Consider the following 23,883-nt stretch of genomic DNA (forward strand, 5'->3'; position numbering starts at 1 on the left):
GTCGGGTCGCAGTCAGCGTCGGCCCCGTACTCCGGCGTAGGCTTTACCCCGGAGTGTTGTTCCCCACAGACCCACCCTCAAGGAGTCGCCCCGTGACCGCCGGTCGCCCGCCCCGCGTGCTCATCGACGCCACGAGTGTCCCCGCCGACCGTGGTGGCGTCGGTCGATACGTCGACGGTCTGCTCGGTGCCCTCGGCAAGGTGTGCGGGTCGGGGGTGGAGTTGGCCGTGGTGAGCCTCCGCACCGACCTGGAGCGTTACACCCGGATGCTGCCCGGCGCGGAGATCATCCCCGCTCCGGCCGCCGTGGCGCACCGCCCGGCCCGGCTCGCCTGGGAGCAGACCGGCCTGCCGCTGCTCGCCCAGCAGGTCGGCGCGCACGTGCTGCACTCGCCCTTCTACACCTGCCCGCTGCGGGCCGGGTGCCCCGTCACGGTCACCGTGCACGACGCGACGTTCTTCACCGAGCCGGAGCACTACGACAAGTCCCGCCGCACGTTCTTCCGCAGCGCCATCAAGACCTCGATGCGCCGCGCCAACCGGGTGATCGTGCCCAGCAAGGCCACCCGCGACGAGCTGATCCGGCTGCTCGACGCCGACCCGACCCGTATCGACGTGGCCTACCACGGTGTCGACCACGACGCCTTCCACGCGCCCAGCGAGGAGGAGAAGGCCCGCGTGCGCGCCCGGCTGGGGCTGGGCAACAGCACGTACGTGGCCTTCCTCGGCGCCAAGGAGCCGCGCAAGAACGTGCCCAACCTGATCCGCGGCTGGGCCCGCGCGGTGGCCGACCGGGTCGACCCGCCGGCCCTGGTGATCGCCGGTGGGCAGGGGCACGACGACGACATCGACCGGGCGGTGGCCGAGGTCCCGTCCCACCTGCGGCTGCTGCGCCCCGGCTACCTGCGCTACGCCGACCTGCCCGGCTTCCTCGGTGGCGCGCTGGTCGCGGCATACCCGTCGTACGGCGAGGGGTTCGGCCTGCCGATCCTGGAGGCGATGGCGTGCGCCGCCCCGGTGCTGACCACCCCCCGGCTCTCGCTGCCGGAGGTGGGCGGCGACGCCGTGGCGTACACCTCGGAGGACCCGGGCCAGATCGCCACCGACCTGGCCGCCCTGCTCGACGACGAGCAGCGCCGGTTGTCGCTGGCGAAGGCGGGCTTCGACCGGGCCAAGGAGTTCACCTGGGAGTCCAGCGCCGAGGTGCACATCGCCGCCTGGAGTCGCGCCCGGTCGTAACCCTTCGGGCCTCTCGTGGTGACCCGTGCCACTGCGGGCGGATGCGTCGGGCATGATGTGCGGATGCTTTATGCGGTCATCCCGGCAGGTGGCAGCGGCACAAGGTTGTGGCCGTTGTCCCGCGCCGGCCACCCCAAGTTCCTCCACCCGCTGACCGGTACCAGCGCCTCGCTGCTCCAGGCGACCGTGGAGCGGCTCGCGCCGCTGACCACACCGGATCGGACCCTCGTGGTCACCGGCGCCGCGCACGTCGCGGCGGTCGCCCGGCAGCTGACCGGGCTGCCGGAGGAGAACATCCTGGTCGAGCCGTCCCCCCGGGATTCCTGCGCGGCGATCGCGCTGGCCGCGGCGGTGATCGCGCAGCGTGACCCGGACGCGGTCATGGGGAGCTTCGCGGCCGACCACCTGATCCGCGACCCGGACAGCTGGGTGCGCACGGTGCGGGAGGCGGTCCGGGGGGCCGAGCAGGGCATGCTGATGACGGTCGGGATCACCCCGACCCGGCCGGAGACCGGCTACGGCTACCTGGAGACCGGCGACGAGACCGAGGGCACGCCGTGGCGCCAGGTGGCCGAGTTCAAGGAGAAGCCGGCCGCCGAGGTCGCCGAGGCGTACGTCCGCTCGGGCCGGCACCTGTGGAACGCGAGCATGTTCGTCTGGCGGGTGGACGTGTTCCTCGCCGAGTTGGCCCGCCAGCAGCCGGCGCTGCACGCGGGGGTCACCGCGATCGCCACCGCCTGGGGCACCCCTGAGCAGGACGACGTGCTCGGCACGGTCTGGCCGACGCTGCCGAAGATCTCCGTCGACTACGCGGTGATGGAGGGCGCGGCCACCGCGGGTCGGGTCGCCACGGTGCCGGGCGATTTTGGCTGGAACGACGTCGGTGACTTCCACACCCTGGGTGACGTGCTGCCCGCCGACGACGCGGGCAACGTGGTGCTCGGCACCGACGCCAAGCCGGGCGTGCTCCTGCGGGACACCGCCAATCTGGTGGTGGTGCCGCAGTCGGGCCGGTTGGTGGCGGTCCTCGGTGTGCGCGACCTGATCGTGGTGGACACTCCGGACGCGGTGCTGGTCTGCCCGCGTGAACGGGCCCAGGACGTCAAGCTCCTCGTCGACGAGCTGAAGGAGCGGGGCGAAGAGGGCTACGTCTGAGGGCCGCGAGGGCCGGCTCGACGAGTTGCGCCGTCCCGCCGGCCAGCGGCTCGGGCAGCCGATCGGGCGGGAACCATCCCAGCTCCTCGGCCTCGTCGCTGACCTGCTCGACGGCGCCGGGCGGGGCGACCACGGCGAACCGGACGTCGTAGTGGCGCGACCCGCCCTGGCAGAGCACCTCGTGCACGTCGATGTCGATCGGCACCGGATCGATGCGCAGCCCGTCGATGCCGGACTCCTCGGTGGCCTCGCGCAGCGCTGCCCCGACCAGGGTCTGGTCGACCGGTTCGCAGTGCCCGCCGAGCTGCACCCAGCGGCCGAACTTGGCGTGCAGGCAGAGCAGCACCCGTGCGCCGGTCGGGTCCAGCACCAGCGCGCTCGCGGTGACATGGCCGGGGCGGTGCTGCCGGCTCATCGCGACCGGGCCGGCGGCGAGCAGCGCGAGGGTCCGGTCCCGCGCGTCGGCCGCCGCCGGGCTGGTCGGCTGCCAGCCCTGCAGCAGCGCGACGGCGTCGGCGTGCAGCGTCGCGTACGACGCGGGATCGGTGGGGTCGACGGCGGGTCCGGTGAGCGCGGTGTCAGGCACCCCGTCACTGTACGAGCGTGCCCTCCGTACGCTAGCCGATCCTGGTGGAGGTGTCCGGGGTGCCGGGCATGTTCGCCGCGGAGCCGGTGTGGCCCCGGGCGCTGGGGGCGTACGCGGTGACCGGGGTGACCCCGCCGGGCGAGCTGACCGGCTTCCGGGCGATCGCGCCGACGCCGGACGGCGGGTACGCGGCAGTGATCGGCTCGATCGACGCGCTGGGCAAGGGATCGGTGCTGCTCGACGACCATCCGGGCGGGGGCGCGGTCACGTCCCGGCACGTGCGGTTCCGGTTCCCGGCGGGGCGGACGGGCGACTCGTGCCGACTGGTCGGGGAGCCGGTAGCCGACCTGGCGCCGTTTCACCACGTCGAGGGGCTGGCCGAGCTGGACGGACGGCCGTTCTACGTCACGGACGAGGACCATCGGGTCGCGCTCTGGGTCGGCTGAGCGGGGCAGGCGTTTCCGCAGCGATGGGATGACCGGACGGCACCTCTGCGGAGCAAGGGCCGCAGACCCTCGTGGTGCCGCCCGATCACCGGTCCCTCCCCGGTCCCCGGTGCCCCGGCGCCGGTTACGTCCATGACGTGTCGGTGCCGTGCTCGGGCACTGGAAGCATGCCTAACTGGCCCCGGGGACGTCGAGGTTTTTCAGCCCAGGCTTAAAGATGGAGATAACTGCCGGCCGGGTAGAGTCGAACGGTCGCCCGGCATCCCTCTGCCGGCGACACGGGAGCGCTCCATGCTGAAGATCCACTTTTCCGGCGAGGACATTCTCCGGACCCGGGTGGCGCCGGCGGCCGACCCGGTCTGGGAGCTGGTCCTCAGCCTGCACGTGTTGCAGGGCCGCAACCGCGATCCGTTGACGTCGACCTGGCGGCGCACCGTGACTCGCGGTCTGCGCCAGGACGCCGCCTCCGACCAGCTCCGACTGCTCTTCGCCCTGAACCCGCCGCGCGGCTACTTCCCCGACTTCCTCACCCCGTACGCCAGCGTCGAGGGTTTCGAGGCGGGGCTGGAAGCGGTTCGCAGCACGCCGACCCAGCTGCTCCAGCGGGATCTGAACCTGCTGGCCGCCGAGAACCAACTGCCGGCCTCCGCCACCGCGCTGGCCCGCGGTGACGGGGCGATGCTGCGCCACCTCGCGGAGTCCATGGAGCAGTACCGGTCGCTCGCGATCGGCCCGTACTGGAGCCGGATCCAGTCGGCGGTGGCGGCGGACCGCACCCTCCGCGCGCGGGCCCTGCTCGACGGCGGCGTCGAAGGGCTGTTGGCCAGCCTCCGCCCGCGCATGCGCTGGGACAGCGGGGTGCTCGAGGTGCGCGACTACCCGCACAGCCGGGAGCTGCACCTGGACGGTCGAGGGCTGCTGTTGGTGCCGTCGTTCTTCTGCGCGGGCACCCCGGTCGCCCTGCTCGACCCGGCGCTGCCGCCGGTGCTGGTCTATCCGGTGGACCGGCTGGGCGGGATCGCCGCGACCGACGGCGACGCGTTGGCCGCGTCGAGCGCCGGCCGCGACTCGCTGGCCGCGCTGCTCGGCCGGACCAGGGCTGCGGTGCTGGAGGCCAGCCACGACGGCTGCACCACGGGCGAGGTGGCCCGCCGGCTCAACATCTCACCGGCGGCGGCCAGCCAGCACGCCACCGTGCTGCGCAACGCCGGCCTGCTCGTCAGTCACCGCGACCGCAACACCGTGCTGCACACGCTGACCCCGCTGGGCCGGGCCGTCCTGGACGCGTGAGTCTGGCCCGGCCGTGGGGTCACAGGGCGAGTGCGGCGCTGGCCGGGCTGCCGGCCGGCGGAGGCAGCAGCGTCGACCGGACACCCTCGGCGGTCAGGGCGACGCGCAGCCGGTGCAGGTCGGCGCCGAATCGGACCAGGTCCATCGGGTCGACCGGCGCCGGCGCGGTGCCGAGCACCAGCGCGCTGGCGTCGGCCGGCCAGCCCGGCACCTCGGCGACCAGGCCGGCGCGTACCTCCGCCTCGTCGACCAGGGTGAAGACCGTGCCGGGGGTGACCACCTCGGCGACCGCGTCGAGCGCCCGTCGCACCGCGGCCGGCTCGGCCGGCTCGGGGCCGATCGCCTCGGCGAGGGTCGCGGCCTCGGCCAGCCCGGACGCCCGAGCCTCAGCGGTGCCCAGCGAGAACAGGTCCTGCGCGGCATCACGGATGAGCGCCCGCGCGCCGTCGGAGTCGTCCGCGCGGGTGGCCGCGAGGTAGCCGCGCACCACGGCCACGGGGACCTGGTCACACTTGCCCTTGATCAACTCACCGGCGCCCGCCAGCTCGTCCACCACCGCCATCTGGGTCAGTTGCAGCTCGTTGCCGTACGGGTCCACCTCGCCCCGATGGTCGCGGATGGCCGGCATCCCGGCCACCCCGAGCGCCACGTCGGTCAGCCCGTTGCGCCAGGGCCGGCCCATGGTGTCGCTGATGATCACGGCGACATCCAGGTCGTACCGTTCCCGGAGCGCGGCGCGCAGCTCCCGGGCCGACGCGTCCGGATCCACCGGCAACAGCACCAGCCGGGTCTTGTCGACGTTCGACGCGTCGATCCCGGCGGAGGCCATCACGAAGCCGTGGTGGGTCTGCACGATCCGGGTCGGCCCCCGGCTGGCCACCACCCGGGCGGTCTCGCCGGCCAGCACCTCCTCGCGCGCGGCGAGCCGCTCCGGCCCGTCCGCCGGGACGTCGACCAGCCGCCCCTCCGCCTTCGAGACGATCTTGCTGGTCACCACCAGCACGTCGCCGTCGCGCAGCCACGGCGCGGCGGTGGCGATCAGCGCCGCCAGGTCGTCACCCTCGGTCACATGGCCGATGCCCAGCACCGGCAGGATCTCCAGCCTCACGTCAACTCCACCGCGGCGCGGACCATCGCCGCCGTCGCCGCCTCGTCGGTCATCCGCAGCGGCATCGCGCGGACCGTCACCTCCGGCACCAGCGTGTCGGCGTCCTCCTCGTCCACCAGCCAGCCGTCCAGCAGCCCACCCGCCGCCCGAGGGCCGTAGAGCCGGCCCACCCCGGCCGCGCTGCACTCGACCCCGAGCACGGCGAGACAGCGGTCGGCCATTCCCCGGACCGGGGCGCCGCCGATGATCGGCGAGACACCCACCACCGGCGCCGGACCGTCGGTCACCGCCTCGCGCATCCCCGGTACGGCCAGCACCGGCGCGATGCTCACCACCGGGTTGCTCGGCGCGATCAACACCAGGTCGGCCGCGCCGATCGCCTCCCGCACCCCGGGTGCCGGCGTCGCCGTCTCCGCGCCGACGAAGACGAAACGGTGGGTGGGGATGTCGGCCCGGTACCGCACCCACCACTCCTGGAAGTGGATCGCCCGCTGGCCCTCGTCACCGTCGACGACCGCATGGGTCTCCAGCCGGTCGTCGGTCGCCGGCAGCAGGCGTACGCCGGGCTGCCACCGCGTCGACAACGCCTCGGTGACGGCGCTCAGCGGGTAGCCGCCGTTGAGCATGGTGCTGCGCACCAGGTGGGTGGCGATGTCCTTGTCGCCAAGGCCGAACCAGGTCGGCTCCGCCCCGTACGCGGCCAGCTCCTCCTTGACCGTCCAGCTCTCGCCGACCCGGCCCCAGCCCCGCTCGGGGTCGGCGCCGCCACCGAGGGTGTACATGACGCTGTCCAGGTCGGGACAGATCTTCAACCCGTGCAGCCACAGGTCGTCGCCGACGTTGACCACGGCGGTCACCTCGGCGCCGACCTCGCGGGCGTACGCCCGGACGCCGAGCAGGAACCGGGCGCCGCCGATGCCGCCGGCCAGAACCACGATGCGCATGTCGACCATCCTCGCGTACGCGACGCCTCCGGTCCGCCGGTGGCCGGGGAGACTAGGCTCACGTGCGCCCTGTCCGTCCATGCCCCGAGGGGGAGTTCGTGACCAGCCCCGCCGAGCCCGCGTCCGCCGACGCGACGCAGGCCCGCCAGCTGACCAAGCCACTGCGCGAACTGGGTGCGCTCGCCCTGCTCGGCGCCAACGCCGTGTTCCTCTTCGTGGGGCTGCTCCGGCTGCTCACCCCGAACGACTACCGCGGTTTCACCGACCGAGCGGGCGATCAGTTCTTCTCGTTCATCGGGGTGGAGTCGGTGGCGCTGCCGCTGCTGGCCGTCCTGCTGGCCACCCACGTCGCGCCGGTGCTGCCGAAGGCGAAGCTGATCACGCAGGTGGCGCTGGGTGAGTACGCGGTCAGCGCGGTGCTCGGCACCCTCACCATGCTGATCTGGACGGTGGGCCGCCTCGCCGAGGCCGAGATCCTCGACGCGTTGCTCGGCCTCCTCACCCGGTTCGCCTGGCTGGTGATCTTCGCGGTGGCCGCCTGGGTGGTCTTCACGATCTGGCGGGCGTTCTACTACGTGCCCAAGCCGAAGCCGCAGCCGGGCGTCTACGGCCAGCCGCAGCCGGGTTGGCCGCAGCAGCAGGGCGGTTGGCCGGCTCCGGGTCAGCCCGGTGGCCAGCCGCAGGGCGGATGGCCCGCTCCCGGCCAGCCGGGCGGTTACCCGCAGGCCGGCCAGCAGGGCGGTTACCCGCCGGCGCAGTTCCCCGGCCAGTACGGCCAGCCGTCGCCGCCGTTCCAGGCCCCGCAGTCCGCGCCGCCGCACCCGCAGTCCGCGCCGCCGTTCCAGGCCGCTCCGCAGTCCGCGCCGCCGTTCCCGCAGTCCGCGCCCCCGGCCAACCCGGCCCCGCAGTCGGCGCCGCCCGCGCCGCCGTTCGGGCAGCCGCCGTCGGCCGACCCGACCCAGACGATCCCGCGCCAGTCCGCCGAGCCGGCGTCGGCCGACCCCACCCAGGCCATCCCGCGCCCGGCCGGCCCCGACGCCGACCGCACCCAGCACATCAACCCGGGCGAGCACCCCGACCAGACCCGCTGAGCCGCCAGCCCTCCGGGCTGGTGATGTTCGGGTCCTCCTTTGCTCTGCTTCAACCGAGGCAACGCCCGGCGTCCGAATATCGGACGCGCGGTGTTGCGTAGGTTGAAGCAGAGCAAAGGACCCGCGGGGGGTGCCCGCCCCTCCACCGACGCATCAAGTGATCATGGGGTGCGGTTTCCCACGCTGCGGGCCGGGTCTGGTGGCTCGGGCTCGTGCTGCGCATAGGCTGAGTGGATGGTTGATCGCACCCACTCCGGTCCGAGCGAGGCGAGCGTGCGGCGGGCCCTGGGCCGGGCCGCGACCGGGCGCGCGCTGGACGTCGACGAGGCGACCGCGCTGCTCGCCGCCCGTGGCGACGCGCTCGACGAGCTGCTCCGGACCGCCGGTGGGATCCGCGACGCCGGGCTGCGTGACGCCGGGCGGCCGGGCGTGGTCACGTACTCGAAGAAGGTCTTCATTCCGCTGACCCGGCTCTGCCGGGACCGTTGCCACTACTGCACGTTCGCCACGGTGCCGCACCGGCTGCCGGCGCCGTTCCTGGACCGCGACGAGGTGCTGGCCATCGCCCGGGCCGGTGCCGCCCAGGGCTGCAAGGAGGCCCTGTTCACCCTCGGTGACCGGCCGGAGGAGCGCTGGCCGGCGGCCCGGAGCTGGCTCGACGAGCGCGGCTACGACTCCACTCTGGACTATCTGCGCGCCTGCGCGGTGGCCGTGCTGGAGGAGACGGGCCTGCTGCCGCACCTCAACCCGGGCGTGCTGTCCTGGTCGGAGCTGCAACGGCTCAAGCCCGTCGCCCCGAGCATGGGCATGATGCTGGAGACCACCGCGACCCGGTTGTGGTCCGAGCCGGGCGGCCCGCACTACGGGTCGCCGGACAAGGAGCCCGCGGTCCGGCTGCGGGTGCTCGACGACGCGGGACGGGTCGGGGTGCCGTTCACCACCGGCATCCTCATCGGCATCGGGGAGACCCCGGCCGAGCGGGTGGACGCGCTGTTCGCGATCCGCCGCGCGCACCGGGAGTACGGCCACCTCCAGGAGGTGATCGTGCAGAACTTCCGCGCCAAGCCGGACACGGCGATGCGCGGCATGCCCGACGCGGAACTGCACGACCTGGCCGCCACGGTGGCGGTGGCCCGACTGCTGCTCGGCCCGAAGGCCCGCATCCAGGCCCCGCCGAACCTCATCGCCGGCGAGTACGCCCTGCTGCTGCGCGCCGGCATCGACGACTGGGGCGGCGTCTCCCCGCTCACCCCGGACCACGTCAACCCGGAACGCCCGTGGCCGCAGATCGAGGAGTTGGCCCGGCACACCGAGCTGGCCGGGTTCACGCTGCGGGAGCGGTTGACCATCTACCCGGAGTACGTGCGCGCCGGTGACCCGTGGCTCGACCCGCGGCTGCTGCCCCACGTGAACGCCCTCGCCGACCCGGCGACCGGCATGGCGGTCGAGTCGGCCCTCCCGCAGGGGCGCCCCTGGCAGGAGCCGGAGGAGACGTTCGGCGGGCGCACCGACCTGCACGCCACCATCGACACCACCGGCCGCACCGACGACCGGCGCGGCGACTTCGACAGCGTCTACGGCGACTGGTCCGAGGTCGCCGGCAAGGTCACCCCCGAGGCGGCGGCGCAGCGAGCGGGCGTACCCCCGGCGCTGGCCGGCAGTGGTGCGGACCGTGACCTGGCGGCCGGGCTGCGGCTGGCGGCCGACGACCCGGCGGCCCTGCTCGATCCCCGGCACACCGACGCGGCGCTGGCGCTGTTCGGCGCGGACGGGCCGGCGCTGGACGAGCTGTGCCGGCTCGCCGACGACGTACGCCGCGACGCGGTCGGCGACGACGTCACCTACGTGGTCAACCGCAACATCAACTTCAGCAACGTCTGCTACGTGGGCTGCCGGTTCTGCGCGTTCGCCCAGCGTGAGCGGGACGCCGACGCGTACCGGCTCTCCGTCGACCAGGTCGCCGACCGGGCCGAGCAGGCGTGGGCGGCCGGTGCCAGCGAGGTGTGCCTCCAGGGCGGCATCGACCCGAAGATGCCGGTCACCGGGTACGCCGACATCGTGCGCGCGATCAAGGCCCGCGTGCCGGAGATGCACGTGCACGCGTTCTCCCCGATGGAGATCGTCACCGCCGCCGCGAAGGCCGGTGTGCCGGTGCGCGAATGGCTGACCCAGCTGCGCGAGGCGGGGCTGGACACCATCCCGGGCACCGCCGCCGAGATCCTCGACGACGACGTGCGCTGGGTGCTCACCAAAGGCAAACTGCCGGCCGCCGCCTGGGTCGAGGTGGTCAGCACGGCCCACGAGCTGGGCATCCGGTCCAGCTCCACCATGATGTACGGCCACGTCGACCACCCCGGGCAGTGGCTGGCGCACTTCCGGGTGCTGGCCGGCGTGCAGGACCGCACCGGCGGGTTCACCGAGTTCGTGGCGCTGCCGTTCGTGCACACCAACGCGCCGATCTACCTGGCCGGCATCGCCCGCCCGGGGCCGACCTGGCGGGAGAACCGGGTGGTGCACGCCATGTCGCGGCTGCTGCTGCACGGCCGGATCGACAACATCCAGTGTTCCTGGGTGAAGCTCGGCGACGAGGGCACCGTGGCGATGCTCCAGGGTGGCTGCAACGACCTGGGCGGCACGCTGATGGAGGAGACCATCTCCCGGATGGCCGGCTCCGGCAACGGGTCGGCGCGTACCGAGGAGCAGTTGCGGGCCATCGCGAAGGCCGCCGGTCGTCCGGCGCGCAAGCGATCGACTGCGTACGGTCACGCTCCGCGCTGAAGTCGAACCTTTTCCCGCCGTCGGCCGTACCAAGCGGTGCCGGCGGCGGTCGCGGCGAGGACCGCCGCCGGTGTTCCCTCAGGGGCCCGGCGGCGTCACCTCGACGGCACCGGACCCGTCCGTCACCGCGGGCGCGTACGCGCCGCCGCCGGAAAGGTTGCCCATGACCAGTGATCAGCGGAAGCGGCCCTGGCCGCGACTGACCCGCCGGCAGACGTTGACCGCCGCGGCCAGCGCCACCCTCGGCGCCGCCGCACTCACCGTGCCGGGTCTGTCGGCCGCGCAGAACGCGCCGGGCGCGGCAGGTCGGGACGACGAACCGATCGTCGTGCACCTGCGCGACGCCGCGTCCGGAACGATGGACGTCTTCGTCGGTGAATCCCGGATCGAGGTACGCGACCGCGGCCTGGCGGACCGACTGCGGCGCGCAGCCCGGCGCTGACCCGCACGCTCCGCCCGCCATCAGTCCCCGCCCAGTGAGGTTGGTCCGCCATGTCTTCCCACCGCGAGGCTCCGGAGATTGCCAAGGATCCGGTCGCCGACAGCTCCGACCTTTACGCGTTCGTCAGCCCCGACAAGCCCGACACGGTCACGTTGATCGCCAACTACGTGCCCTTGCAGCTCCCGTCCGGGGGGCCGAACTTCTTCGAGTTCGGCGACGACGTGCGCTACGAGATCCACATCGACAACGACGGTGACGGTCAGCCCGACGTCACCTACCGGTTCGAGTTCACCACCGAGATCACCAACCCGAACAGCTTCCTCTACAACACCGGGCCGATCGACTCGCTGGACAGCAAGAACTGGAACCGCCGGCAGTTCTACAGCCTGACCCGGGTGACCGACGGCCGGGAGCACCGGCTCGCGCACAAGCTGCCCTGCCCGCCGTGCAACGTCGGCCCGCTGTCCACCCCGAAGTACGCCGACCTCGTCCGGCAGGCCACCTACACGCTGTCGACGGGGGAGCGGGTCTTCGCCGGCCAGCGCGCGGACGGCTTCTTCGTCGACCTGGGGGCGATCTTCGACCTCGGCACGCTGCGGCCGTTCCAGCAGCTGCACGTCGCCGGGAAGAAGATCTTCAAGGCCGAGGGGGAGCCGGTCAACGCCACCGACCGGATGAACGTGCACAGCCTCGCCGTGCAGGTGCCGCTGAAGCAGGTGCGCCGCCGCGCCAGCCGGTACGGCGCGGGCGACCCGGCGTCGGTGCTCGGTGTGTGGACGTCGGCGTCGCGCCGGCAGGTCCGGGTGCTCGGCGACCGGGTCGCGCAGGACACCTCCACCGGCCCGTTCACCCAGGTCTCCCGGCTGGGCAATCCGCTGTTCAACGAGGTCATCGTGCCGATGTCCAAGAAGGACCTGTGGAACTCGCTGCCACCGTCGGAGGACAAGCGGTTCGCGCAGTTCGTCGAGCGGCCCGAGCTGGCCGCGCTGCTGCCGGCCCTCTACCCGGACGTCTTTCCCAACCTGGACAAGCTCAACAAGTCGAAGAAGGCCCGGGCCGACCTGGTGGCGATCCTGCTCACCGGCGTACCGGCTGGGCTGATCGAGGGCTTCACCAACGCGACCGGTGACGTGCAGGCCGACATGCTGCGGCTGAACACGGCGATCCCGCCGACCCGCCGGCCGGACCGGTTCGGGGTGCTCGGCGGTGACCTGGCCGGCTTCCCCAACGGGCGGCGGGTCGGCGACGACGTGGTCAGCATCGCGCTGCGGGCGATCGCCGGGGTGACCGTCCCGCTGGTCGACAAGACGTTCCGCCCGGACGCGGCGGCCGCCGCGGTCACCCCCGGGTTGAGCGCCGCCGACGTGACGGCCCCGTTCCTCGCGAACTTCCCCTACCTCGGTACGCCGTACGACGGGTTCAACAACCCGCCGGCGTCGTCCTGACCTTCGGCGGGGGAGCAGCGGATGCACGAGCACACGTACGGGCCGTCGGAGACGGGGAGTGTCGTCCTCGAACTGGGTGGTGACACCGGTGCCCTGATCGTCTACACCGGTCGGGAGTTGCACGGCCGGGAGATCGAGATCAGCCGCGGCGATGATCGGCGGGTCCACTCGGCGGTACGGGAGCGTCGGGTGCGGGACGGGTCGTTCCACAGTGCGGTCTATCCCGATCTGCCCGCCGGTGTGTATACCGTCTGGTGGGACGAGGACACGTCCGCCGGCATCGTATCTGTCCATGGTGGAGGGATAGCCGAGTTCGTGTGGCCCAGCAGCGGTTTTGGGGCCGCCGGCTGACCTCGAAGCGCCACTTTTCACTCGCACCCCGTCCACAATGTGGGCGGGGTGCGAGTGCTGTCCACGGCTCGACGGGCGGTCTGCGCCGCGCCGCGTTAACCTGTCCCCCACCAAGATCAGCTTTGCGAGAGGGGGCTGGTGCTCTCCCGGCGGTGGCCCGTCGGGGGGAGCGCCACGGCAGAAAAGTCGGGCAACTCGCCGGAGAGGGCGTTACTCGGCCGGGGTCTGAATCGATAGGGCAGGTTGCGAGGCTGGGACGGTCCTGGTGGCCGACCAGGGGTGTCGGGAGGGCGACTCCATTATCAAGTTTGGCTTGACGGCGCACGCATTACACGCGTGTAATTTGAATGGGGTTGTTCGCACGGAACGCAACAAAAGGGACCGGACGAACAAACACGCCTTTCGCGTGGGGGGTTGCAGCGGCGATGACGCCGGTGCGCGACAAGGAGGCATTTGATGGACGGCCAGCTTGAGGTGGCCGACCTGCTCGGAAACGCGCCGGAGTGGCAGGAGCGGGCCCTGTGCTCGCAGACCGACCCCGAGGCGTTCTTTCCCGAGAAGGGCGGCTCGACCCGCGAGGCGAAGCGAATCTGCTCGCGCTGCGAGGTCAAGACCGAATGCCTCGAATACGCTCTCGGCCACGACGAGCGGTTCGGCATCTGGGGTGGGCTCTCCGAGCGGGAGCGGCGCAAGTTGAAGCGGCGGGCCGCCTGAGCGGTGCAGGGTCGGGGCGGTGGGGGCCGCCCGGCTCAGCCGTCGTACGGGCGCGTACGGCTCAGGCCAGCTCGTCCGGGTCGACCCCGAGCAGGTTCGCCACCTGTTCGATGATCACGTCGTGGACGAGGTCGGCGAGATCCTCGCGGTCCATGGCGCGGAACTCCAGCGGTCGCCGGTACAACACGATGCGCGGCGGCACCTCCTGGCGGCCGGGGCGGCCGGGCAGCAGCCGGGCCAGCGGCACCTCGCCGTCCTCCAGCACGTCGGAGTCGTAGACGTTCAGGTCCGGTGGGACGTCCTCGACGGCGAACTCGACACCGGCCAGCTCCTTGGCGAACCGCCGCTCCAACGTCTCGACGGTGTCCAGCACCAGATCGTCGAAGACCTCGGCCTTGGTCCGCGCCAACGGCACGGTCGCCGGCACCAGACGCCCGCGCAGGCCACGCCCGTGCCGGTCGCGGTGCGCACGCCGGCCGGGGCCGGGGCGGCGGTGTTCCGGGCTCGTCATGACGCAAAGGGTAGTCCCCGTGCCGGGCCGGCCAGCGGCAGCGGCACTCCTCTGGCGCGGCGCGACCCGAACCGGGAATTGTGATCACCGCGACGGGCGTGTCGCAACGCGAAGCGATGCGCCGGACCCGGTAATGGAGATACCCTGCCGCCGTGAGGTCACCACGGCGCTGCTCCCGTAACGGCTGTCCCCGGCAAGCGGTCGCCACATTGACCTATGTCTACAACGAGTCGACCGCCGTGGTGGGCCCGTTGGCGGCGTTCGCCGAGCCGCACACGTACGACCTGTGTGAGCAGCACGCCCGCAGCCTCACCGCGCCGCGCGGCTGGGACGTGGTGCGGCACGAGGGTGAGTTCGAGCCGCCCCCGCCCACCACGGACGACCTGGTGGCGCTGGCCGAGGCGGTTCGCGAGGCCGCCCGCCCGGCCCCCCGCCCCCCGGAGCACGACCAGGCCCACCCGGAAGGCCCCCACCAGACGGGCCGCCGAGGCCACCTCCGAGTAATCCCCCCAAACCACTAACCCCCCACCCGGCCCGCCCAGCGCGGTCAGTGCCCCAGGAGGCGGGAGAGGGTTTTGGCGCGGTGGGAGGGGCGGTTGGTTCGGATCTCCTTTGCGTCGGCGCTGGTCATGACGCGCAGCGCCGTGTTCATCGCCAGCCAGCGCAGGGGTTCCGGCTCCCACTTCGGCGAGCGGTGGTTGACCCAGGGCAGGCTGGTCAGCTCGCTGCGCTCGCCGCGGATCAGGTCGGCCAGGGTGCGGCCGGCGAGGTTGCTGGAACCCACCCCGTCCCCGACGTAGCCGCCCGCCCAGGCCAACCCACTGGCCCGGTCGAACCCGACCGAGGCGGCCCAGTCCCGGGCCACCCCGAGCGGGCCACCCCAGGTGTGGGTCACCGGAACGTCCGGCCCGAGCACCGGGAACAGTTCACCCAGCGTCCGCCGCAGCGCCGCGAAGACCCGTGGCTCCCGGTCCTGGCCGGGAGAGACCCGGGACCCGAAATGGTACGGAGCACCGCGCCCGCCGAAGGCCAGCCGACCGTCAGCCGTCCGCTGGCCGTAGATGATCACGTGTCGGTGGTCGGAGAACGTCTCCCGATCCGCCAGGCCGATCCGCTCCCAGGTCTGCGCCGGCAGCGGTTCGGTGGCCACCATCAGTGAGTACACCGGCGCCACCGTGCGTCGCAGGCCGGGCAGCATTGGCGTGTACCCCTCGGTGGCCCGCACCACCACCGACGCCCGCACCGTCCCCGACGCGGTGACCGCCGCGCCGGACCGGATCGCGGTCACCGTGGTCTGCTCGTGGATCCGCACCCCGAGTCGCTCCACCGCCCGCGCCAGACCACGCACCAGCTTCGCCGGGTGCACGACCGCGCAGTGCGGGGTGTACGTCCCACCGCGTACCCCCTCGGCGCCGCACCGGGCCGCGGCCTCGTCGGCGTCGAGGAGCGCCAGGTGGTCCGCGCCGAAGCCGAACGCGCGAGCCTCGTCCACGGCGGCCCGGGCCCGGGCGAGCTGCGGGCCGGTGCGGGCGAGCGTGACGGTGCCGCCGTCGGCCCAGTCGCAGTCGATGCCCTCGGCCGCGACCACCCTGCCCACCGCACGGACGGTGTCGTGCAGTGCCCGCTGCATGGCGACAGCCGCGTCGCGGCCGTGCCGGCGGGCCAGCCCGGTCAGTGACGTGGGAAAGAGCGCCGAGCACCAGCCGCCGTTGCGCCCCGACGCCCCGTACCCCGCGATCTCCCGCTCCAGGACGACGACCCGCAGCGTCGGATCGGCCTGGGCCAGGTGGTACGCCGTCCACAGCCCGGTGTAGCCGGCGCCCACGATCACCACGTCGGCGTCCGTGTCGCCGGGCAGCGCCGGCCGCGGCGTGAGCGGCTCGTCCAGGCTGGACAGCCAGTACGACAGATTCTCGTAGCCCATGGTCAGAGCCGCGACCACGCCTCGGTCAGCACCGTGCGGAGGATCTGCTCGATCTCGTCGAAGTGCTGCTGCTCGGCGATCAGCGGCGGGGCGAGCTGGATGACGGGGTCGCCCCGGTCGTCGGCCCGGCAGTAGAGACCGGCCTGGAACAGCGCGGTCGACAGGAAGCCGCGCAGCAGCCGCTCCGACTCGGCCTCGTCGAACGTCTCCCGGGTCGTCTTGTCCTTGACCAGCTCGATGCCGTAGAAGTAGCCGTCGCCCCGCACGTCGCCGACGATCGGCAGGTCGTGCAGCTTCTCCAGGGTGGCGCGGAACGCGTCCTCGTTGGCCCGTACGTGCCCGACGAGATCCTCGCGGGCGAAGACCTCCAGGTTGGCCAGGGCCACCGCGCAGGAGACGGGGTGTCCGCCGAACGTCACCCCGTGGGCGAACATGCCCGTCTCGGTGAGGAACGGCTCCATCAGCCGGTCGCTGGCGATCATCGCGCCGAGCGGGGCGTACCCCGAGGTGATGCCCTTGGCGGTGGTGATGATGTCCGGCTGGTAGCCGTAGCGCACGGCGCCGAAGTACTCGCCGAGCCGACCCCAGGAACAGATCACCTCGTCGGACACGAGCAGCACGTCGTACGCGTCGCAGATCTCCCGGACCCGCTCGAAGTAGCCGGGCGGGGGTGGGAAGCAGCCGCCGGAGTTCTGCACGGGCTCCAGGAAGACCGCGGCGACGGTGTCCGGCCCCTCGCGCTCGATGGCCCGGCCGATCTCGTCGGCGGCCCAGCGGCCGAACGCCTCGGCGTCGTCGCCGTGCTCGGGCGCCCGGTAGAAGTTGGTGTTCGGCACCTTGATCCCACCGGGCACCAGCGGCTCGAAGTCGCTCTTGATGCCGGGCAGGCCGGTGATCGACAACGCGCCCATCGAGGTGCCGTGGTAGGCGATGTAGCGGCTGACCACCTTGTGCTTGTTGGGCTGACCGGTGCGCTTGAAGTAGGCCCGGGCCAGCTTCCACGCGGCCTCGACGGCCTCCGAGCCGCCGGTGGTGAAGAAGACCCGGTTGAGGTCGCCCGGGGTGAGCGAGGCGATCTTCTCGGCCAGCTCGACCGCCTTCGGGTGCGCGTACGACCACAGCGGGAAGTACGCCAGCTCACCGGCCTGCTTGGCGGCGGCCTCGGCCAGCTCGGTGCGGCCGTGACCGGCGTTGACGACGAACAGCCCGGCGAGCCCGTCGAGGTAGCGGCGGCCCTGCGCGTCCCAGATGTACGCGCCCTCGCCGCGCACGATGGTCGGCACCTCGCCGGCGGAGTAGCTCGCCATCCGGGTGAAGTGCATCCAGAGGTGGTCGGTGGCGTTGGCCATGTCAGCCCCATCGGTCGTCGGGCCGGTCAAAGGGGTGAAGCCGGCCGCTCTGCCCACGGTTATCGCACAGCACGACCCGGGAAAGCAAGTGTTATCGGTAGTGCCTAAGCCTAAGGACGACGGATTCGGCGAAAAATTGCCCTAGCCGCGACGGAATCCGCACGGGCGTCGGCCCTGCTCGTCGTGCCCGGCGGGCGCGCCGGGCTGCCCGCTGACCCCTGGTCGGCCTCCTTTGCTCTGCTTCAACGGACGCAACAGTGCACGTCCGGTATCCGGACGCGGGGTGTTGCGCCGGTTGAAGCAGAGCAAAGGACGCGAGCGATGGCCTGCCGGCCCGGCCCGCCGGCCACGATCCACTCCGTATCGCCGATGTCGCGGTGTCGGGGCGGAGTTGATGCCGCGATATCGGGGATGTCGAGTGGATCAAGCGAGTCGATCACGGGAGTGGAGCAACGGGTCGAGCAGCCGGGACGGGGGTGGGGCACCTTGGGGGCAGTTGCGGAGCGTTCTGGATGCGCGTCAACACGTTCACCGCAACACGCCGGTAGGCGGCGGACACCGACACGCAGCGTCGCTATCGTGCGCCGCAGTGTGCACCCGGCGGGCGGGAGGATCCGGTGGCGAACGAGGCGTTGCGGGTGGCGATGGCCGAGGCGGGGGAGACGGTCGAGTCGCTGGCCGAGAAGGTCCGCGTCGACCCCAAGACGGCGGCGCGGTGGCTCGCCGCGGGGCGCATTCCGCACCCGCGTACGAGGATCGCGGTGGCCGAGGTCCTACGCCGGGACGCGGCCGATCTCTGGCCGGAGCCGTTCCGCCGCCGGGACCTGCCCTGGTTCCGACCGTGGGCCGAGCTGGAACAGGACGCGACCTCGATCCGCTCCTATCAGCCGCTGCTCGTGCCGGGCCTGCTCCAGACCGAGGGGTACGCCCGCGCGGTCCTGAACACGGGCGGGCTGGTCGCAACCTCTGAAGTGGACCAGATCGTGGCGAGCCGGATCGACCGGCAGGCGGTCCTGCGCCGCGACGCCCCACCCCAGCTCGTGGCGGTGATCGACGAGGTGGTGTTGCGCCGCCCGGTCGGCGACCGCGCCGTCATGGCCGGCCAGCTGGCCCACCTCGCAGGCGTGGCCGAGTGGGAACACGTGCAGGTCCGGGTCATCCCCGCCGAGAGCCCGTGGCACACCGGCCTGGCTGGCCCCTTCGTGCTGGGCCGCCTGCCCGACGGGACGGAATTGGCGTATCTCGACAACCAGCTCCGCGGTCAGATCGTGACCGATCCCCTCGACGTCGCTAACCTGGGACGCAGGTGGGAGAGCGTCACCGGTGAGGCGTTGCCCCAACGTCAGTCGATCGAGCTGATCAGGGAAGTGGCTGCGACATGGACATGACCGACGCGCGCTGGCGCACCGCGACCCGTAGCAGCAACAACGGTGGCGACTGCGTCGAGGTGGCCGACAACTTGCCCGGTCGGGTGCTGGTGCGCGACAGCAAGGACCGCGACGGTGGCACCCTGACCTTCGCGCCGACCGCCTGGACGTCGTTCGTCGACGCAGTCCGGGCAACGGCACGCTGATCCACTCGGGTTCACGGAAACCGGGGTATCGGAGCGGCAGGGACACCCCGACTTCCTGAAAGCCGAGTCGATCAAGAGCCGGCAGGCGCCATCAAAAGCCCGTCAGGCCGTACCCCAGGTGTAGGTCTGCTTGCGGAGTTTGAGGTACACGAACGCCTCGGTGGCGAGCACGCCGGGCACCGCGCGCAGCCGTTGCAGGATCTCCAGCAGGTGGTCGTCGTTGCGGCAGACCACCTCGGTGAGCAGGTCGAACGACCCGGCGGTGATGACCACGTAGTCGACCTCGTCCAGCTCGGCCAGCCGGTCGGCCACCGCCTCCAGGTCGCCGTCGGTACGCAGCCCGATCATCGCCTGGCGGGGGAAGCCGAGCTGGAGCGGATCGGTCACTGCGACGATCTGCATGACGCCCGAGTCGAGGAGCCGCTGGACCCGCTGGCGGACCGCCGCCTCGGAGAGGCCGACCGCCTTGCCGATCGTCGCGTACGGCCGTCGGCCATCCTCCTGGAGCTGTTCGATGATCTGCTTGGCCACGTCGTCCAGCAGAGCGTGACTGGCACCTTCACGTACGGCGACGCGTCGACCGCCGTTGCCGTTTTCGTGCTGCCGGTTCGTCATCGTGCGCTCCCCATGTCCCGAATCGTGATGTCGTGCGTGTGTCACCGCGCAGTCTGGCGTATTTCGTCGTGCATCGCTAACCCCGCAACGGAATCCCTTGTGAGAGAGGGTCTCTCATGTCAGGATCAGTCGTCCCTGGTACTTGAGCCTCCCGACATTCCCGCCGGCGCGCGCCTCCCCCGTCCCGCCCGCCGACGATGACCCCTAGGAGTCGTCATGCGTACTCCCCTCCGGCCCCTCTCCCGGCGTGGACTGCTCACCGGCACTCTCGGATCGGCCGCCCTGCTCGCTGCGGGCGGCAGCCTCGCCGGCTGCGGCACCAAGGGCGCCCAGCAGACCGAGGCCGGCTGCGTCAGCGAAGACCTGTCCGGCACCGAGAAGAAGCTTGCCTTCTCCAACTGGCCGCAGTACATGGACGTCGACGAGAAGGACGAGTCCAAGCGGCCGAGCCTGGACGAGTTCATCACAAAGACCGGCATCCAGGTCACCTACACCGAGGACATCAACGACAACAACGAGTTCTTCGGCAAGGTGCAGAACCAGCTGGCCGCCTGCCAGAGCACCGACCGGGACATCATCGTGCTGACCGACTGGATGGCCGCGCGAATGATCCGGCTCGGCTGGATCCAGAAGCTCGACGTGGCGAAGATCCCGAACGTCCAGGCGAACCTGTTGCCGTCGCTGCTCAACCGCTCGTTCGACACCGAGAACCGCATCTCGATCCCGTGGCAGTCCGGCCTGGCCGGGTTGGCGTACAACGGCAGCGTCACCAAGGAGCTGCGGACCGTCGACGAGCTGCTGACCCGCCCCGATCTCAAGGGCAAGGTGACGGCGCTCAGCGAGATGCGCGACACCATGGGCCTGCTGCTCGGCTCGAACGGGCACGACCCGTCGAACTTCACCGCCGCCCAGTTCGACGACGCGCTCAACAAGCTCAAGAAGGCCGTCGACTCCGGGCAGATCCGCAAGTTCACCGGCAACGACTACGCACCCGACCTGGCCAAGGGCGACATCGCCGCGTGCATCGGCTGGTCCGGGGACGTCATCCAGCTCTCCAGTGAGAACGAGAAGGTGCAGTTCGTCGCCCCGGACTCCGGCGTGATGCTGTTCAGCGACAACATGATGGTCCCGAACAAGGCCACCCACAAGGGCAACGCCGAAGCGCTGATCAACTACTACTACGAGCCGGCGGCCGCGGCGAAGCTCGCCGCGTACGTCAACTACATCTGTCCGGTCAAGGGCGCCCAGGCCGAGATGGAGAAGATCGACCCGGAGCTGGCCGCCAACCCGCTGATCTTCCCCGACGAAACGCTGCTGGCGAAGTCCAAGGTGTTCATGGCCCTGGACGAAAAGCAGGAGAAGGAGTACGAGGGCAAGTTCCAGCAGGTTATCGGGGCGTGACGGGGATGACACGCGAGACACCCGCCGGCGATCTGCGCCTGGCCGACCTCACCAAGCGGTTCGGCATCTTCACCGCCGTCGACGACCTCAGCCTGACGATCCCGCAGGGCTCGTTCTTCGCGCTGCTCGGCGCGTCCGGCTGCGGCAAGACCACCACCCTGCGGATGATCGCCGGGCTGGAGGAGCCGACCAGCGGCCAGGTGCTGCTCGGCGACACCGACATCGCCCGGCTGCGGCCGTACAAGCGGCCGGTCAACACGGTCTTCCAGAGCTACGCGCTGTTTCCGCACCTCACCATCTTCGAGAACGTGGCCTTCGGGCTGCGGCGGCGCGGCATCCGCTCGGTCGACGACCAGGTGCGGCGGATGCTGTCGCTGGTGCAGCTCGACGGCTTCGGCCCGCGCCGCCCGGCGCAGCTCTCCGGTGGCCAGCAGCAGCGGGTCGCGCTGGCCCGCGCTCTGATCAACCAGCCGCAGGTGCTGCTGCTCGACGAGCCGCTGGGCGCGCTCGACCTCAAGCTGCGCCGGCAGATGCAGATCGAGCTGAAGCGCATCCAGACCGAGGTCGGTATCACCTTCGTGCACGTCACACACGACCAGGAGGAGGCCATGACCATGGCCGACACCGTCGCGGTGATGAACGCCGGCCGGATCGAGCAGCAGGGCGCCCCGGCCGACCTCTACGAGTTCCCGGCCACCGCGTTCGTGGCGAACTTCCTCGGCCAGTCCAACCTGCTCGCCGGCGAGGCCGCCGGCACGAGCGGCGGCGAGGTGGCGGTGACGGCGCACGGCGCGCGCTTCTCGGTGCCCGCCGGCCGGTCGCGCGCCGACCGGGGTCCGGTCCACCTGGGGGTACGCCCGGAGAAGCTGCATCTGGTCGGCTCCGCCGACCAGGTCCCCCAAGGACACCAACTGGTCACCGGGGTGGTCACCGACGCCTCCTACGTGGGGGTCAGCACGCAGTACCTGCTGCGCACCGGTTGGGGCACCGAGCTGTCGGTCTTCGTGGCGAACAACGGCGCGGAGGCGCGGGTGCCGGTGGGCAGCGAGGCCGTGGCGTACTGGGATCCGCGCCACGCGTTCCTGCTGGCCCGCGACGCCGCCGACACCGACCGGACCACGCCGGTGCTCGACGAGCCGGTGGGCGCGTCGTCATGACCCTCCTGGCCCCCACCAAACCGGGGCAGCTGCCGCCGCCACCGGCCGCCCGGTCCGGGCGGTTCCGGCTCCTGCCGTACCTGTTGCTGCTGCCCGGCGCGGTCTGGCTGCTGGTGTTCTTCGGCGTGCCGCTGCTGCAACTCGCCGCGGCGAGCCTCTACGACCCCAGCGGCTCGCTCTCCACCGGGTACGCGATGACGTGGGCGTTCGGCAACTACCCGGACGTCGTGCAGGCGTACTGGCCGCAGCTGCTGCGCTCGTTCGGCTACGCCGGGCTGGCCCTGGTGCTGGCGCTGCTGCTCGGCTACCCGCTGGCGTACGCCATCGCGCAGAAGGCCGGCCGGTGGAAGAACCTGCTGCTGGTGTGCGTGGTCGCGCCGATGTTCACCAGCTTCCTGGTCCGCACGCTGGCCTGGAAGACGATCCTGTCGGACAACGGCGCGCTGGTCGGCCTGCTGCGTGACGTGCACCTGCTCGCGCCGGACGGCCGGCTGCTGGCCACGCCGTTCGCTGTGGTGCTCGGCCTGACGTACAACTTCCTGCCGTTTCTGGTGCTGCCGCTGTACGCGAGCCTGGAGCGGCTGGACCCCCGGCTGTTGGAGGCGGCGAGCGACCTGTACGCGAGCGGCGTCCAAGCGTTCCGCCGGGTGACCCTGCCGTTGTCCATGCCCGGCCTGGTCGCCGGCACGCTGCTGTTCTTCATCCCGGCCAGCGGCGACTACATCAACGCCGAACTGCTCGGCACCCCGAACGAATACATGATCGGCAACGTCATCGACTCGGCGTTCCTGGTCCGGCTGGACTACCCGCAGGGCGCAGCGCTGTCGTTCCTGCTGATGGCGGCGATCCTCGCGGTGGTCTTCGGCTACCTGCGCAGGGCCGGCACGGAGGAGGTGCTCTGATGCGGGTCTCCCGTTGGCTGGCCGACCGCTGGGTGATGATCGTGGCGCTGCTGGTGCTCGGCTACCTCGCGCTGCCGATCCTGGTGGTGGCCGGGCTGTCGTTCAACCGCCCGTCGAGCCGCCTGTCGTACGACTTCAACGAGTTCACGCTGGACAACTGGCGGCAGCCCTGCGCCACCTCCGACATGTGCGACGCGGTCGTCCGCAGCGTGCAGATCGGTTTCATCGCCACGGTGGTCGCCACAGTGCTCGGCACCCTGATGGCGTTCGCGCTGGTCCGGCACCGCTTCCGCGGCCGGTCCGGCATCAACGTGCTGATCTTCCTGCCGATGGCCACCCCGGAGCTGGTGATGGGCACGTCGCTGCTGGCCCTGTTCGTCTCGGCCGGGGTGCCGCAGGGTTTCTGGACCATCGTCATCGCGCACGTGATGTTCTGCGTGTCGTTCGTGGTGGTGACGGTCAAGGCGCGGCTCGCCGGAATGGACCGGCGGCTGGAGGAGGCCGCCATGGACCTCTACGCCAACGAGTGGCAGACCTTCCGGCGGATCACCCTGCCGCTGGTGCTGCCCGGCATCGTGTCCGCCGCGCTGCTGGCGTTCTCGTTGAGCTTCGACGACTTCATCATCACGAACTTCAACGCCGGCACGACAGTCACGTTCCCCATGTACGTCTGGGGCGCCGCCCAGCGGGGCATCCCGCCGCAGGTCAACGTCATCGGCACCGCGATGTTCGCCATCGCGCTGCTGCTGGTCGGGCTCAGCTCGCTGCGCGGGCGGCGTGCTCGCCGCGCCGCGCTGCTGGCCGGCCCGGTGCCGCAGGCGCGTCGCTCGTCATGACCGCCCTGGATGCGGGCCGTCCGACCG

Annotated in this window: 23 protein-coding genes and 1 pseudogene; 17 read left to right on the forward strand and 7 right to left on the reverse strand. The window is 71.7% G+C overall.

Annotated features, from left to right (window positions below):
• The first annotated feature begins 92 nt into the window (after nt 1-92).
• The gene (locus tag ABZU53_RS00715; protein ID WP_354854230.1) at nt 93-1,238 is read left to right on the forward strand and encodes a glycosyltransferase family 1 protein; all 1,146 of its coding nucleotides are present in this window, start codon (nt 93-95) and stop codon (nt 1,236-1,238) included.
• Nucleotides 1,239-1,301: 63 nt separating this feature from the next.
• Complete coding sequence (locus ABZU53_RS00720; RefSeq protein ID WP_354854232.1) at nt 1,302-2,393, forward strand: sugar phosphate nucleotidyltransferase; 1,092 nt, start codon at nt 1,302-1,304, stop codon at nt 2,391-2,393.
• Here the strand turns inward: ABZU53_RS00720 and ABZU53_RS00725 are convergent.
• On the reverse strand, nt 2,341-2,916 hold the full coding sequence (locus ABZU53_RS00725; RefSeq protein WP_355063221.1) for an NUDIX hydrolase: 576 nt from the start codon (nt 2,914-2,916) through the stop codon (nt 2,341-2,343). The genes ABZU53_RS00720 and ABZU53_RS00725 overlap by 53 nt on opposite strands.
• A 98-nt stretch (nt 2,917-3,014) precedes the next feature.
• Here ABZU53_RS00725 and ABZU53_RS00730 point away from each other — a divergent pair.
• Nucleotides 3,015-3,425: pseudogene (locus ABZU53_RS00730) on the forward strand (hypothetical protein); the annotation flags it as partial.
• 291 nt (nt 3,426-3,716) lie between these two features.
• Complete coding sequence (locus ABZU53_RS00735; RefSeq protein ID WP_355063017.1) at nt 3,717-4,715, forward strand: winged helix-turn-helix domain-containing protein; 999 nt, start codon at nt 3,717-3,719, stop codon at nt 4,713-4,715.
• Between the two features lie 19 nt (nt 4,716-4,734).
• Here ABZU53_RS00735 and ABZU53_RS00740 read toward each other — a convergent pair whose 3' ends face one another.
• Together ABZU53_RS00740 and cofD are read right to left on the reverse strand one after the other, a co-directional pair.
• Nucleotides 4,735-5,823, reverse strand: coding sequence for a coenzyme F420-0:L-glutamate ligase (locus ABZU53_RS00740; protein ID WP_355063019.1), 1,089 nt, complete (start codon nt 5,821-5,823; stop codon nt 4,735-4,737).
• Nucleotides 5,820-6,767, reverse strand: a complete 948-nt coding sequence (gene cofD / locus ABZU53_RS00745; RefSeq protein WP_354854238.1) for a 2-phospho-L-lactate transferase — start codon at nt 6,765-6,767, stop codon at nt 5,820-5,822. The genes ABZU53_RS00740 and cofD overlap by 4 nt, the downstream gene beginning before the upstream one ends.
• 98 nt (nt 6,768-6,865) lie before the next feature.
• Here cofD and ABZU53_RS00750 point away from each other — a divergent pair, with 98 nt between their 5' ends.
• From ABZU53_RS00750 to ABZU53_RS00775, 6 genes are all read left to right on the forward strand, one after another.
• Nucleotides 6,866-7,858: a hypothetical protein gene (locus tag ABZU53_RS00750; RefSeq protein WP_355063021.1), complete on the forward strand. Its 993-nt coding sequence runs from the start codon at nt 6,866-6,868 to the stop codon at nt 7,856-7,858.
• A 234-nt stretch (nt 7,859-8,092) separates the two neighbouring features.
• Complete coding sequence (locus ABZU53_RS00755; protein ID WP_355063023.1) at nt 8,093-10,636, forward strand: bifunctional FO biosynthesis protein CofGH; 2,544 nt, start codon at nt 8,093-8,095, stop codon at nt 10,634-10,636.
• 163 nt (nt 10,637-10,799) lie between these two features.
• Nucleotides 10,800-11,078 carry a hypothetical protein gene (locus ABZU53_RS00760; RefSeq protein WP_354854243.1) on the forward strand — a complete coding sequence of 93 codons (279 nt, stop codon included), beginning with the start codon at nt 10,800-10,802 and terminating at the stop codon, nt 11,076-11,078.
• Between the two features lie 50 nt (nt 11,079-11,128).
• Nucleotides 11,129-12,523, forward strand: a complete 1,395-nt coding sequence (locus ABZU53_RS00765; RefSeq protein WP_355063025.1) for a DUF4331 domain-containing protein — start codon at nt 11,129-11,131, stop codon at nt 12,521-12,523.
• Between the two features lie 21 nt (nt 12,524-12,544).
• Nucleotides 12,545-12,874 (forward strand): phospholipase, encoded by a 330-nt coding sequence (locus ABZU53_RS00770; RefSeq protein ID WP_355063027.1) that lies wholly within the window; start codon nt 12,545-12,547, stop codon nt 12,872-12,874.
• A 456-nt stretch (nt 12,875-13,330) separates the two neighbouring features.
• Nucleotides 13,331-13,588 carry a WhiB family transcriptional regulator gene (locus ABZU53_RS00775; RefSeq protein ID WP_007455784.1) on the forward strand — a complete coding sequence of 86 codons (258 nt, stop codon included), beginning with the start codon at nt 13,331-13,333 and terminating at the stop codon, nt 13,586-13,588.
• Nucleotides 13,589-13,649: 61 nt separating this feature from the next.
• Here the strand turns inward: ABZU53_RS00775 and ABZU53_RS00780 are convergent, their stop codons facing one another.
• A complete protein-coding gene (locus tag ABZU53_RS00780; protein WP_007455785.1) occupies nt 13,650-14,099 on the reverse strand; it encodes a metallopeptidase family protein in 450 nt (149 codons plus the stop codon).
• 152 nt (nt 14,100-14,251) lie between these two features.
• On the opposite strand from ABZU53_RS00780, the gene ABZU53_RS00785 reads away from it, so the two are divergent.
• Nucleotides 14,252-14,620: a DUF3499 domain-containing protein gene (locus ABZU53_RS00785; RefSeq protein WP_354854249.1), complete on the forward strand. Its 369-nt coding sequence runs from the start codon at nt 14,252-14,254 to the stop codon at nt 14,618-14,620.
• 26 nt (nt 14,621-14,646) lie between these two features.
• On the opposite strand, the gene ABZU53_RS00790 is transcribed toward ABZU53_RS00785, so the two are convergent.
• Together ABZU53_RS00790 and ABZU53_RS00795 are read right to left on the reverse strand one after the other, a co-directional pair.
• Nucleotides 14,647-16,023, reverse strand: a complete 1,377-nt coding sequence (locus ABZU53_RS00790) for an FAD-binding oxidoreductase (protein ID WP_355063223.1) — start codon at nt 16,021-16,023, stop codon at nt 14,647-14,649.
• A gap of 2 nt (nt 16,024-16,025) precedes the next feature.
• Nucleotides 16,026-17,372: an aspartate aminotransferase family protein gene (locus tag ABZU53_RS00795; RefSeq protein WP_355063029.1), complete on the reverse strand. Its 1,347-nt coding sequence runs from the start codon at nt 17,370-17,372 to the stop codon at nt 16,026-16,028.
• A gap of 644 nt (nt 17,373-18,016) precedes the next feature.
• Between ABZU53_RS00795 and ABZU53_RS00800 the strand changes: the two genes are divergently transcribed.
• Together ABZU53_RS00800 and ABZU53_RS00805 are read left to right on the forward strand one after the other, a co-directional pair.
• Nucleotides 18,017-18,760, forward strand: a complete 744-nt coding sequence (locus ABZU53_RS00800) for a Scr1 family TA system antitoxin-like transcriptional regulator (protein ID WP_355063225.1) — start codon at nt 18,017-18,019, stop codon at nt 18,758-18,760.
• Nucleotides 18,751-18,945 (forward strand): DUF397 domain-containing protein, encoded by a 195-nt coding sequence (locus ABZU53_RS00805; protein ID WP_355063030.1) that lies wholly within the window; start codon nt 18,751-18,753, stop codon nt 18,943-18,945. The genes ABZU53_RS00800 and ABZU53_RS00805 overlap by 10 nt, the downstream gene beginning before the upstream one ends.
• Nucleotides 18,946-19,047: 102 nt before the next feature.
• On the opposite strand, the gene ABZU53_RS00810 is transcribed toward ABZU53_RS00805, so the two are convergent.
• Nucleotides 19,048-19,560: an Lrp/AsnC family transcriptional regulator gene (locus tag ABZU53_RS00810; protein ID WP_354854255.1), complete on the reverse strand. Its 513-nt coding sequence runs from the start codon at nt 19,558-19,560 to the stop codon at nt 19,048-19,050.
• A gap of 216 nt (nt 19,561-19,776) precedes the next feature.
• On the opposite strand from ABZU53_RS00810, the gene ABZU53_RS00815 reads away from it, so the two are divergent.
• The 4 genes from ABZU53_RS00815 to ABZU53_RS00830 are packed head-to-tail and all read left to right on the forward strand — an operon-like array spanning nt 19,777 to nt 23,856.
• Nucleotides 19,777-20,961 (forward strand): spermidine/putrescine ABC transporter substrate-binding protein, encoded by a 1,185-nt coding sequence (locus tag ABZU53_RS00815; RefSeq protein ID WP_354854257.1) that lies wholly within the window; start codon nt 19,777-19,779, stop codon nt 20,959-20,961.
• A 5-nt stretch (nt 20,962-20,966) separates the two neighbouring features.
• A complete protein-coding gene (locus tag ABZU53_RS00820; RefSeq protein ID WP_355063032.1) occupies nt 20,967-22,118 on the forward strand; it encodes an ABC transporter ATP-binding protein in 1,152 nt (383 codons plus the stop codon).
• A complete protein-coding gene (locus tag ABZU53_RS00825) occupies nt 22,115-23,020 on the forward strand; it encodes an ABC transporter permease (RefSeq protein WP_354854261.1) in 906 nt (301 codons plus the stop codon). The genes ABZU53_RS00820 and ABZU53_RS00825 overlap by 4 nt, the downstream gene beginning before the upstream one ends.
• On the forward strand, nt 23,020-23,856 hold the full coding sequence (locus tag ABZU53_RS00830) for an ABC transporter permease (RefSeq protein WP_355063034.1): 837 nt from the start codon (nt 23,020-23,022) through the stop codon (nt 23,854-23,856). The genes ABZU53_RS00825 and ABZU53_RS00830 overlap by 1 nt, the downstream gene beginning before the upstream one ends.
• Nucleotides 23,857-23,883: the final 27 nt, after the last annotated feature.

The sequence above is a fragment of the Micromonospora sp. NPDC005194 genome (assembly GCF_040608335.1).
In the GTDB taxonomy this organism is placed as follows: Bacteria; Actinomycetota; Actinomycetes; order Mycobacteriales; family Micromonosporaceae; genus Micromonospora.